Below are 12289 nucleotides of genomic sequence, written 5' to 3'. Positions count from 1 at the left end.
TTACCCACCTATTTCCTGTCGGTAACTTTATTGCTCAAATTGGTAAAACCAACCAGTGTATCCCAGCGGGCGCCGGGGCGGCGGTAGTAAACAAAAATCTGGTAACTGTTTTCAGTCTGGAAAAATGCGCCTTCAAAAGGTTTAGTTTCCATTACTTTCGTATCCTTGTTAAACCAGGCAAATTCGTAATCGTAAAGCCCCTGTTTAAGAATAATATTGCCATAAAACTGTTTTCTGCTGGCATCGTAAAGGAGCTTGTTTTCATTGCTCATGGTATAGTTGTTAAAACGGCCAACCACATAAGCATCGCCATTTGGGCTAGGCGCCGCTGCGTTTAGGGTAAACAAAACCCCCATGTATTCGGCTTCTGTTTTATCATCCCGGCCATCGGTATTGCGGATAAAAAAGTTCCCATTCTCATCGTACTGGTTGCCAAACGCACCCGTGTTTCTGGGTGCATCCTGAAAAAGCATTACATTAACTGATTCATTGTCGCGGTAAATATCTTTCACATTATCAGCTTTGTACCTTAAACTTCTGGTATCAAACTTTCTGAATTCATTATCTCCCCAAAAATCGTTGGTGTTTAGGTCGTTGTAAACCAATTGGTTTGGCTTTACAAATGAAGGTTTTGAATTTACCTGGATGGTATTGGGGTTGTAATTTTGCATCACTACAGCCTTTACATCTTGATAGGGATTAGGGATAGCAAAGGGGTGGTTAATGATGAAATTTATTTTCTGTTTGTTGTTTCGGTATTCCACCTGTAGCGAATTGCTTACCTCTGCAGCTATGGCTGTTTGGTTATCGAGTATATAGAAACGCTGAGAAATTACCGGTTTATTTTTATCACCATCCAAATATACTTTTAATACATAGTTGCCGCCGATTTTAGGCTGTATCTGCGTGTTGGGCAAAGTAAGTTCATAATGGGTATATTTTCGGGTGGTGTTTGATGAATAGTGGTAATTAATAATGCGGTCGTCGTTAAAACTGCCTAAATAATCGATGGTCGAAATAGGTGAGGGCTGCCATTCTGCGGTACAGTGCTCAATGGTATACCAATAATTTTTGGTGCCGGCCAATAAATCATCAAAAGAAAATGTGATGGTTTCTCTTGAGTTGAGCATAATAACCGGCAAACTTTGTTCTTTATTGCTGTTGTAGCAGAGTACCGTTTTAATATTGGGAAGGTAAATTTTATTTTCGGTGCTAAACTTTTGTCCGTTCTGGGCAAAAACTAAAGTAGAAATGAAAAATAAAACCGGAAATAGTATTTTCTGCATGGCTAAAATTAAAGTTTTATTGGGAAGTGGCAAAATTCTAGATCACCGTCATTTCGAGTGGAGTGTAATGGAGTCGAGAAATCTATCTCGAGATAGATCTCCACATTGCAATAGCTGTGGTGTCGGATATTACTATCCGATACTGGTATGAAGTTTTATTTTCCAAGATACAGCTATGTATTGTGGATTCATAAATCAGTCAGATGGTAACATCTGACTGCACAGGTATATAACCCGCTCTGTGCTTCTGTGGCGAAAAGACATAACACAAAAAAGCCGTCCCGATTTTACATCAGAACGGCCTATGTTTTGGAACAAACCTGTGGTTAAATTATCCTTCTAGCTCCATAATTTCGGCAGCCAGGGTTTCCCATTTATTTTGATTGGTGTCTAAATCCTGTTTAGCGGCCAGGTAGCGTTTATTTGCCTCGGCCAGTTTATCCGCTTTCGAATAAACATTTTCATCTGCCAGTTCTGCCTCTATGTTTTTGACCGATGTTTCCAGTTCGGTAATCAATGTTTCCGTTTTCTTCAGCTCATCATTCAGTTTTTTTAACTGGTTGGCTGTATTGGGTGCAGCAACTTTAGGCTCCTGTTTTGGTTTTTCAGGCATTTTAACCGGAATAGGTTTCGAAACCGGTACCACACGTTTGCTGTTCCACTCTTCGTATTCGGCATAGGTACCCGGATACTGCTTTATTTTTTCGCCTTCGATAAACCAGATTTTATTGGCTACATTATCCAAGAAATACCTATCGTGAGAGACGGCAATAAAAGTACCTTCAAACTGTTGTAAAGCTTGGATTAAGATGTTAACCGATTGGATGTCCAAGTGGTTGGTAGGCTCATCCAGAATCAAAAAGTTCGAATCGGTAGTTAAAGATTTGGCCAGTGCCACACGCGATTTTTCCCCTCCAGATAATACTTTGATCTTTTTGAAAACATCATCACCCGTAAATAAGAAACAGCCTAATATACCGCGCAGTTCAGTATCGGTATGTTTTGGTGCAAAGGCCTGCAGCTCTTCTAAAATTGCATTATCAAGGTGTAACGATTCTAATTGGTGCTGGGCAAAGAAAGTAGTGGTTACGTTATGACCGGTTTCTACAAGCCCTTCAAACTTTTCGGTACCCGCAATCATCCTCAATAAGGTCGATTTACCTTTACCATTGGCACCGATCAGGGCAATTTTATCCCCTTTTTCAATCACAGCCTCCGCATCTTCCAAAATATGTACGTTTGGATAATGTTTGGTGGCATGTTCGATCCGCACTACATGGCGGCCCGATGGTTTGGTAAATTTAAAGCTGAAATTTACCGTTGGGTTATCATCATCAACATCATCAATACGCTCCATTTTATCCAAAGCCTTCATGCGCGATTGTGCCATTTTAGCTTTAGATGCTTTGGCCTTAAAGCGCTCAATTAAACGCTCTTCCTGCTTAATTTTAGCCTGTTGGTTTTTAAATTCCCCTTTTTGTATTTCGCCGCGCAAAGCTTTTTCCTCTACGTAGAAGCTATAGTTTCCGGCATAAACAGTTAGTTTTCCTTTACGCGATTCGACTGTACGGTTTACAATTTTATCTAAGAAATACCTATCGTGCGATACAATTACAATAGCCCCTTCAAAGCCCATTAAATAAGTTTCCAGCCATTTAATAGATGGTAAGTCCATGTGGTTGGTAGGCTCATCGAGCAATAAAATATCAGGGTCCTGCAAAAGGATTTTAGCCAGCATTACCCGCATGCGCCAACCTCCCGAAAAGGTGTTTAACGGACGCAACTGGTCTGCAGTGCTAAAGCCCAAACCAGCCAATATCTCATTTGCCCTGTATTCGATGTTATAACCATCCAAAGCTTCAAATTCCTGCTGTTTATCGCTCAGCTTATATAAAACCTCTTCACTGTAATCGGTCTCGATTTTTTTTAGCAGCTCTTCAATCTCATCGTGCAATTGGTTTTGGCGCTCAAAAGCCTCCATAGCCACGTGCAAAATGCTATGGTGAGAATCGTAAGAAAGTAGATCCTGGTTAAGGTAACCGATTTTTAAGTCTTTCGACATAGAAACCGTACCCGAACTCGGCGCATATTCGCCTACAATTATTTTTAAAAGTGTTGATTTTCCCGTTCCGTTAGCGCCAATTAAACCAGCTCTATCTCCTGGTTTAATATGCCAGTTCGCATCATCGTACAAGGCTCTTGAGCCAATCAGGAATGTTAAATTATTTATTGAAATCATTTCGGCTGCAAAAGTACGAATTTTAAAGGCTTTTTTCTTGGTGAAATTCAAATAGGAACGGCGCTTAGTTTTATGGCAAAAGTCGATCTTACTGAACAAAATGTGGTGATTTTGATCAAAAATTGATTTTTTATAAAAACAAAGCATCTTAATGGCTTGTTCTTACAGTATTACTGCACCATTAATGTTCGATGCGCTTTCATTCCCGCTCAGCTCAAGCAGTAAATACGGATATTTGTCAGTTTAGAGTTAAATGATTTAAATTTTAATACAGCATTAAATTTATCATTACCTTTGTTCTGTAATAAAAATAGTTACAGTATGAATAGCAGTCATTTTTCTATTTCCTTGCATATTTTAACGCTTTTGGATAAAGTGAAGGGACAGCTACTGAATTCGGAATACATAGCCGGTAGCATTAACTGTAACCCTGTTTTGGTGAGGAAAGAATTGGCAAACCTGCATAAACATGGCTTTGTGCAGAGCAAAGAAGGTAAGGGCGGAGGTTCTACTCTAGCCAAAAACCCGGCCGATATCAATTTGGGCGATGTTTACATGGCTGTTAAACAGAAAAGCCTGTTGGGTGAAAGTAAAAATGAGCCCAATCCTGATTGCCCCGTAGGGAGGCAGATTACCAAACAGTTAACACAATTATACAGCGATGCAGAAAGTGCACTGATTAAAGACCTATCAGCAAAAACATTAAAAGATTTTAGCTCGGGATTTGAATAAAAAATTTTGAACATAACTGTAATAAAAAATGTTACAATTTTAGCTTGCGATTAGCGAAAAGCTATGAACAATCAACAAAAAATAATAAACATTAAATAATATGAAAATAGCATTAATAGGCGCCTCAGGATTTGTAGGCAAAGCCATTTTAAACGAACTTGTAAATCGTGGAAATGAAGTTGTCGCAATAGCCCGCGATGTAGATAAGATCGAAAACAACAATGCTGCGGTAACCAAAGTTGCGGTGGATGTATTGGATGTAGCAAAATTAGCTGAAATTTTAAAAGGTGCTGATGCCGTGGTAAGCGCATTTAATGCAGGTTGGGCAAATCCAAACCTGTATAACGATACCATTACTGGGGCAGAAGCCATTCAGGCCGCTGTTAAAGCATCGGGTGTTGAGCGTTATATTTTTATCGGTGGCGCAGGTACCTTGCAGATCGATGGACATCAATTGGTAGATGGACCTAATTTTCCGGCAGAGTACAAGCCAGGTGCATCGGCTGTGAGGGATTATTTCAATATTCTGAAAAAAGAAACATCGTTCGATTGGTTGTTTTTTAGTCCGGCAATAGAAATGCATCAGGGCATTACCGCTGGTCGTACAGGTAAATACCGTTTGGGCAAAACAAGTCCGGTTTTTAACGCCGAAGGCCGTTCTATTTTATCGGTAGAAGATCTTGCGGTAGCTATTGTAGATGAGCTAGAAAATAAAGCGCACCACCAAGAGCAGTTTACGGCAGCGTACTAGGAGGATGGGATGGAACATGTAAATATGGAAGATGGAATGTAATTGGTTCATTGGTCATTAGTTCATTTGTAACTGCAAACTGCAGATTTAAAACTGCTAATTGACCCGAGCATTTTTTCTTCCATCTTCCATATTTTTTACATTTTCCATATTTTACTTATCTTCGTGGCATGTATCGCCTTATTAAACCAATATTCTTTAAGTTTGACCCAGAAAATGTACATTATTTTGTTGTAAAGCGGTTAAAATGGTTTAATGATAAATTTCCTTTAGGCAAAACCATTATCCGTAGCAGCTTTGATTTTAATGTTAAAGGACTGGAGCGCGAAGTTTTTGGAATTAAGTTCCGAAATCCTGTTGGTTTGGCTGCCGGATTTGATAAAAACGGCGAATATGTAGAACCGCTAAGCAATATAGGCTTCGGTTTTATTGAGGTGGGCACTGTAACGCCTATGCCACAGCCTGGAAATGACAAGCCCCGCATGTTCCGTTTGCCCAATGATGAAGCATTGATTAACCGCATGGGTTTCAACAACAAAGGGGTAGATGTAATGGCTGAGCGCTTGCGTTTGTTAAAAGATAAGCATCCTGATATTGTTGTTGGTGGTAATATTGGCAAAAACAAGGCTACACCAAATGAAGATGCGGTAAGCGATTATATTAAATGTTTCGATCGTCTTTTTGATGTGGTAGACTATTTTGTGGTTAATGTAAGCTCTCCAAATACGCCAGGCCTGCGTGAGCTGCAGGAAAAAGAACCACTGAAAAAGATTTTAAACACTTTGCAGCAGCGTAACCTTAAGAACGATATTTCACGTCCGATTTTACTGAAAATTGCTCCTGATCTAACCAACGAGCAGCTGGATGACATCATCGAAATCGTGGCAGAAACTGGTATTGCAGGCATTATAGCTACCAATACAACCATCAGCAGAGAAAATTTAGCTACTGAAAAGGTGCTGACCGGAGAAACCGGAGGTTTAAGTGGGAAGCCTGTAAAAGACCGGTCAACAGAAGTAATCCGCTACCTGTGGGAGAAATCGAATAAAGCCTTTCCAATTATCGGTGTGGGTGGTATCCATTCTGCAAAAGATGCAAAAGAAAAACTGGATGCCGGAGCTTCTTTGGTGCAGCTGTATACTGGTTTCATTTACGAAGGGCCAGGATTGATCAAAAGCATTTGTAAATCATTGGTTTAGCAGTTTTTTATTAGCGCACTATCGTTATTGTGCGGCCAATGCCTTAATGTCGGCAATTTCTAAAACCTGTTTCGGATAGCCTTTAAGTACCGTATTGATCATTGCCTGGGCAACTTGTTCGAGCGTTAGCGAAATTTTAGGTAAAAGGATTGGGAAAAGCCAGATTAATGGTTTAAACAAAGCCTTCACATTTTTTTGTTGTTTAAAGGGTTTCATAAAGCCCGGGCGGAAATTATACTGAGCCTTAAATGGAAGTTTCATTAAGGCGTTTTCGGTTTTCCCTTTTACGCGAGCCCACATCATTTTTCCTTTTTCAGTGCTATCGGTATGAGCACCCGAAACAAAATTGAAAACCATATTGGGATTCCATTTTACCAATTGTTGGGCAAATGCCATGGTTGTTTCGTAGGTAATGTAGTTGTATTTTTCTTCGTTCATGCCCACAGAGCTGATTCCGGCGCAGTAAAAACAAGCATCATAATTGGATAGTTGATCTTCAAAACCCTCGAGCTTGGTAAAATCGCCCACTATTAATTCTTTTAGCTTAGTGTGCTGAAGATCGTAATGCCTGCGGTTAACAATCAATATTTCTTTTACATCTGGGTTTTCTAAACATCCGAGCAAAACGCCTTCGCCAACCATACCGGTAGCACCTGTGATAATTACTTTCATGTTAATTTCTTAATTTATGCAAAGATGCGTATTAAAATGATCGGTTGCTTTGTTAAAAAGCTCGATTTTAATTGCTGAAAGGCTCAAAAAAAATTGATCTATTTCTGTCTTTTAACCATTTCATTAATCCAAATGGGTGCAAAGGGAGAGGTACAGCCTTTAGAAACCGGATAATCGCGGTATATGCCTAGCTTTTCGCCTATTGCCAAAGCCCTTTCCCTGTAAATGGGATGATTGATGCCGATCTGCGCAAGTGCCGTGTTCATTGTCCATTGCGTTTCAGGAGCAACCTTGGCCATTTCGCCTTCGATACGGTCGAGAATTGCAGGGATATCCAAACCTTCTGCATCCCTTGCTATCCGTCCGCTGGTTAAGCTCCAGCCTGCACGGGCCAACATTTTATCGTTTGCATTCATCCACTTTTGGCGGAACTGTTCTTTACCGGCGTATTCTTTAACCACGTAGTTGTAGAACCAATCGGCAGCCCAGGCAAATTCTTCTGAAGATACCATCTGTTCGATTTCTGCCGCTGATAATTCTTTAGGGTTGAGGATCAGGATGGCCAACATTCTGGCATCGATGTTTCCGGTTTCCCAAAGCTCTAATGCAAGTTGATGATCTGTTTTGATCTTTTTGGCCAAGGTTCTGATATCGCCCATTTTAACGCCAAATAGGTTTTCACGGGCGCCATTTTTAAGGTGCTGCTTGCGTACTTTTTCGTCTGCCAGCGTTTCGAGGGTAGAAAGTGTTTCGGTAAGGTTCATGTCTTCTGCTTAAAAATCTGATAGGATAAAGTTAGGGATTTTAAAAGAAGGAAGGAAGGAAGGAAGGTTGTTAACATAGGTCGTCACCCTGATCCGATAGCTATCGGATTTATTTCAGGGTCGATCTTTCAGGATGGATGCTGAAACAAGTTCAGCATGACGATCGAGTTAGGAAAGAGGCTAAGAATTAACCAATAAATACTTTGAGTAAAAAATACTAATGCATAAAAAAAGCATCCTTTGATCAGAAGGATGCTTTAAATCTTTTAGAAGAATTTTCTAAAAACTATTTTGCCAAAGCAGCTAAAACAGCGTTGTTTTTAGCTAATTGATCGTTTTTAGGTTGTGCAGAGCGGCTTCCTAACTCGATGTTAGTTGCTCTTTTTAAAAATGCTACCTCTTGGTGAGCTGTATTTTTATTTCTTCTGTCTTTTCTTTTTAATCTGGTAACTGCCATGGTAATAACCTTTTAATTATTTTATTTGTACAAATGGAGGTCGAGAGCGGATTCGAACCGCTGTAGAAGGTTTTGCAGACCTCTGCCTAGCCACTCGGCCACTCGACCCTTAAATTCAAGGCTGCAAAAATAGCAATTATTAGTTAGCCCGCAAATAATATCTCAATTTAATTTCGAACTCGCACTAATTCAGCGCAAAAGATTGCGGCACTTACCGCAACATTTAACGATTCGGCCTCACCAATCCTCGGAATGGTTACGGGCTTATTGATTTTTTTGATTACATCTGGTGAAATTCCTTTCCCCTCATTACCCAAAATCACCAATCCTTCTTTGCCCCACTTAGTGTTGTAAATCGATTCGCCATCTAACAGTGCTCCGAACACCGGTATGGCATTATCAGCTAGGAATAGGGGTAGATCGGTCTCAAAAATATTTACCCGTGCCAGCGAGCCCATTGTGGCCTGTACAGTTTTAGGGTTAAATACTTCTACACTATCGGGCGAGCAGATAATATTTTTAAACCCGAACCAATCTGCGGTACGGATAATGGTACCCATATTGCCCGGATCCTGAACGCCGTCCAAAACGAGGGTAAATTGATTTTTTAAATCGTTTAGGTTTAAATCCCTGTTTTTAGGGAGGTGTATGAGCGCCAAAAAACCTTGTGGGGTCTGCAGCGTACTAATCTTGTCTAATTCAGCGTTGTTTACTTCAAATAAGTTTATATTTGCAGGCAATTTGGGTAACAAATTGTGCTGTTCGCTGTTGTAAAATATGGTATGGATCTGGTAGCTTGACTGGATAAACTCTTTTATGGATTTTATGCCTTCAACAAGAAATAAACCATGTTCTTTACGGTATTTTTTTTGATGTAACGACTTTATAAAACTAATCTGTGATTTTGAAAGCATACCAATACTTAATAAATATAAAACTGAAAAGTACTGCAATATTACTATTTATTATTGTTTTAATTCAGGCCTGTTCATCAACTAAGTACATTGCCGATTATCAATCGATCGTGAAAAAAGTTACTATTGATAGCGTTGACGCGAAATTTGAAGAGCAGGCATATAATTATGTGCAGAAAGATCTTCGGCCGGCCTCTAAGCTGAGTATCCAGGTGCCTTTATACAACCTGTTTAATACGAAAGATGGGCGCTACAAAACCAGTGATATAAAGCCTTTTGGTACACCACCGGCTATTCTCGACAGCACATTGGTAGAGATTTCGAGAACGCAGATCCAGAAATTTTTGAAGAGCAAAGGTTACCGCCAGGCAGAAGTTACCTCTGCAATCAAAGTGGCCAATAAAAAAGCAGAAGTTATTTTTAGTGCTAAACCTGGTCCGGCGTATTTTATAGATAAACTTACCGATTCTATTCCGAACGGGAACATCAAAAGCCTTTACGAATCGAACAAAGGCAAAATAACGCATTTGCACAAAGGGATGCAATATGATGAAGATTCGTTAACCTATGAGCGCGAACAGATTTACCGCATTATGAAAGAGAACGGTTATTTTTACTTTTTAAGACCTTATGTAAACTTTGATGTTTATGGTGCTGAGGCCAGCTCCAAAACAAATAAAATTGATTTAAACTTGAATATAAACGATCCCAATGAAGGACCGCATAAACAGTTTAACATTGGTTATACCCACATGATTATTGCGCCAAATCCTGATGGTTTTCCTGATTCGGTGAGGTATAAATTGAGCAAGGATACCTTGAACGGGATTATATTTACCGATTTTTCTAAGCGCTACAGGAGAAATCCGATTGTGCGGTACGATTTTTTAAAGCAGGGCGAGCTTTATGATATCCGCAATGAAAACCTTACTTATGATCGTTTATATGAGCTTAATGTTTTTAAAAATGTGAAGATCGATTATTTCAGAAGGGATAGTACCTCTAATAAAGTTAATGCGGTAATCCAACTCATTCCGCAAAAGGTAATGAGCAACCGGGTAGAGGGAGAGGTACCGTTTAATGGTGGTACGGTTGGTTTTAACTTAAGCAACACCTACACCAATAACAATATTTTTAGGGGAGCAGAGCGCTTTGAATTACAAATAAAAGGTGGTTTGCAATCGCGGATTGGTAATGGGGCCAAGGTGTTTAGCGATATTTACCAGCGCGATTTTTCAATCAGTGCAAGCATTACGGTACCCAGGCTGATGATCCCCTTTTATAATCCCAACTTAGGCGGAAACGGGATGCCGCACACCACTTTTTCGAGCAGTTATATCTACGCCCTGCAGAAAGATGTTTCGGTAAGAAGGATTTTTATCAATTCGATTACTTATGATTGGGTTGAAACGAAATCGAAACTACACTCTTTTACCCCTTTAAACTTCGAATATCGTTTTGGTAATCTGGATCCAAATGTGGATGCTGAAACTATATTAAATAATCTTTATTATTCTACCTTATTGGGTAGGAAAGATTTGACTTTGGGGATGAAATACACTTATACCTTAAATGCCAATAAGCTCAATGAATACCGTTCTTTCGTTTATTTAAGGGCAGGAATGGATATTGCCGGTAACCTGTTGCAGGGTATATCCAGGTTATCAGGAAATAAGTACAATCCGGCAAATGGAGATCCGGCGAAGATATTGGGCTTACCGTTTAACCAGTATTTGCGTCCCGAGGTTGATTTAAGGTGGTATAAACATTTGGGTGGCGAAAGGCAGTTTGTTGCCCGTTTAAATGCAGGTGTGGCTTATGCTTACGGAAATTCAGTGTTAACTGGTATTCCCTTCGAAAAGCAGTTTTTTGCAGGTGGATCCAGTGGGGTAAGAGCCTGGCAGGCCAGAACAATTGGACCAGGTAACTACGATAGGGGGCTTTTAAGAAGCGATACCTTAAGGAGAGCATTTTATGGAGTTGACCAGCTTGGAACGATGCGAATTGAAACCAACTTTGAGTACCGATTTACGGTGGCCAAAAAGTTTTTTGGGGCTACTTTAAAGGGAGCTGCTTTTGTTGATATCGGTAATGTGTGGAATCTGCGCAAAGGCGAATCAATTCTACTTGCCACCCCAGCACTCGACGAACAAACTGTATTTAAACTAGGTAAACTTGCGCAACAGCTTGCTGTTGGCACAGGTTTGGGCTTACGTTACGATGTACAATATTTTGTGTTTAGGTTTGATGTAGGGTTGAAACTTAAAGACCCACAGTTTACGGGTTCTGATCAATGGGTAATCAGTAAATTTTTCTCCGGTGCAAGAGATTTTAAGAACAATTATAACTTAACACATGCTCCAGATACTTACCGCTTTTTGCAATATAACTTCGGTATCGGTATGCCATTTTAATCAATCGAATAGGCTTAAAACTTTGGGTTTGGTATCTGGATTTTTAAATGAAAATTCTCTAAATGGCTGCCATCTTTTATCCTGGTGTTTATAAACGAAAAAAGAATTAACAGGGAACTCCCGTTTAAATTTTTTGTCTTTGAATGCTTCAATAATCGATTTAAAAACTGGTTTTATATCCCTAAATGCCAAGGTTAGGTGCGGATTGAATTTCTCTTTTTTCTCGATCAACTTTAATGGCTTTAATGTTGTTGATATCTGTTTTTCGAGGTTCATAATTCCTTCGTTCTGTTCTGCGTCTAGATAAAAAGTATGCTCAGGAAAGGAATTAAAATTTCTTAATACCTGCGTAAAGGGTGTATTATGGGAAGCGTCTTCGAGTGCTTTGAAAAATCTTTTTTCTGTTTCCATTGAGGATAGCTTTACTGGTGGGTATAGCGTAATGTGGGCAGGCCGTTTTAAGGATTCGTACACATTAAATTTATTTGAGATATAATTCCTGATTTCATCAATATCTTCTACGATAGATATTGGAGGTATCAAACACACCAAAAATAGATTTTCCATAAAACAAATTTACTAAAAATATTAGTATTTTAAAGGGAATCGTTAGAAACGATTGATTATTTCCGCGCCCGTTAGAAACCAGCGCGAGCGTGTAAAACGGATATTTTCATCGCCGTGGTCTGTGTCCTCACAGACAACTTACGGTTATTTTCTTAAGCAAGGTTAAATGTTTACCTCGGAGACACTGGTTAAAAGGAATCATTACAAACGATTGATTATTTCCGCGCCCGTTAGAAACAAGCGCGAGCGTGTAAAACGGATATTTCCATCACCGTGGTCTGTGTCCCCACAGAC

The 12289-nt window shown here is 39.7% G+C and carries 11 protein-coding genes and 1 tRNA gene; 4 read left to right on the top strand and 8 right to left on the bottom strand.

Annotation, left to right across the window (positions count from 1 at the left end):
* Positions 1-8: 8 nt before the first annotated feature.
* Together ACS5PU_RS20530 and ACS5PU_RS20525 are read right to left on the bottom strand one after the other, a co-directional pair.
* Positions 9-1286 carry a DUF5103 domain-containing protein gene (locus ACS5PU_RS20530; protein ID WP_439461037.1) on the bottom strand — a complete coding sequence of 426 codons (1278 nt, stop codon included), beginning with the start codon at positions 1284-1286 and terminating at the stop codon, positions 9-11.
* Positions 1287-1617: 331 nt separating this feature from the next.
* Entirely contained in the window at positions 1618-3525 is a 1908-nt protein-coding gene (locus ACS5PU_RS20525) for an ABC-F family ATP-binding cassette domain-containing protein (protein ID WP_439461036.1), read from the bottom strand.
* Between the two features lie 321 nt (positions 3526-3846).
* Here ACS5PU_RS20525 and ACS5PU_RS20520 point away from each other — a divergent pair, with 321 nt between their 5' ends.
* The 3 genes from ACS5PU_RS20520 (at position 3847) to ACS5PU_RS20510 (ending at position 6207) form a co-directional block, all read left to right on the top strand.
* The gene (locus ACS5PU_RS20520) at positions 3847-4257 is read left to right on the top strand and encodes an Rrf2 family transcriptional regulator (RefSeq protein ID WP_439461035.1); all 411 of its coding nucleotides are present in this window, start codon (positions 3847-3849) and stop codon (positions 4255-4257) included.
* Between the two features lie 100 nt (positions 4258-4357).
* Complete coding sequence (locus ACS5PU_RS20515; protein ID WP_439461034.1) at positions 4358-5008, top strand: NAD(P)-dependent oxidoreductase; 651 nt, start codon at positions 4358-4360, stop codon at positions 5006-5008.
* 170 nt (positions 5009-5178) lie between these two features.
* A complete protein-coding gene (locus ACS5PU_RS20510) occupies positions 5179-6207 on the top strand; it encodes a quinone-dependent dihydroorotate dehydrogenase (protein WP_439461033.1) in 1029 nt (342 codons plus the stop codon).
* A gap of 24 nt (positions 6208-6231) precedes the next feature.
* Here ACS5PU_RS20510 and ACS5PU_RS20505 read toward each other — a convergent pair whose 3' ends face one another.
* From ACS5PU_RS20505 to ACS5PU_RS20485, 5 genes are all read right to left on the bottom strand, one after another.
* Positions 6232-6879 (bottom strand): NAD-dependent epimerase/dehydratase family protein, encoded by a 648-nt coding sequence (locus tag ACS5PU_RS20505; protein WP_439461032.1) that lies wholly within the window; start codon positions 6877-6879, stop codon positions 6232-6234.
* A 98-nt stretch (positions 6880-6977) separates the two neighbouring features.
* Positions 6978-7643: a DNA alkylation repair protein gene (locus ACS5PU_RS20500; protein WP_439461031.1), complete on the bottom strand. Its 666-nt coding sequence runs from the start codon at positions 7641-7643 to the stop codon at positions 6978-6980.
* Positions 7644-7929: 286 nt separating this feature from the next.
* Positions 7930-8100: a hypothetical protein gene (locus ACS5PU_RS20495; RefSeq protein ID WP_029275070.1), complete on the bottom strand. Its 171-nt coding sequence runs from the start codon at positions 8098-8100 to the stop codon at positions 7930-7932.
* 34 nt (positions 8101-8134) lie between these two features.
* Positions 8135-8208: transfer RNA gene (locus ACS5PU_RS20490), tRNA-Cys, on the bottom strand.
* A 59-nt stretch (positions 8209-8267) separates the two neighbouring features.
* A complete protein-coding gene (locus ACS5PU_RS20485) occupies positions 8268-9014 on the bottom strand; it encodes a TrmH family RNA methyltransferase (protein WP_439461030.1) in 747 nt (248 codons plus the stop codon).
* Here ACS5PU_RS20485 and ACS5PU_RS20480 point away from each other — a divergent pair.
* Positions 9005-11428 (top strand): BamA/TamA family outer membrane protein, encoded by a 2424-nt coding sequence (locus ACS5PU_RS20480; protein WP_439461029.1) that lies wholly within the window; start codon positions 9005-9007, stop codon positions 11426-11428. The genes ACS5PU_RS20485 and ACS5PU_RS20480 overlap by 10 nt on opposite strands.
* Here ACS5PU_RS20480 and ACS5PU_RS20475 read toward each other — a convergent pair whose 3' ends face one another.
* Positions 11429-11995 (bottom strand): 2'-5' RNA ligase family protein, encoded by a 567-nt coding sequence (locus ACS5PU_RS20475; RefSeq protein WP_439461028.1) that lies wholly within the window; start codon positions 11993-11995, stop codon positions 11429-11431.
* Positions 11996-12289 lie beyond the last annotated feature (294 nt).

The organism is Pedobacter sp. GSP4 (genome assembly GCF_051857575.1).
In the GTDB taxonomy this organism is placed as follows: Bacteria; Bacteroidota; Bacteroidia; order Sphingobacteriales; family Sphingobacteriaceae; genus Pedobacter.
The sequence above is the reverse complement of the archived record's forward strand: the minus strand, read 5'-3'. Positions and strand labels throughout refer to the sequence as shown.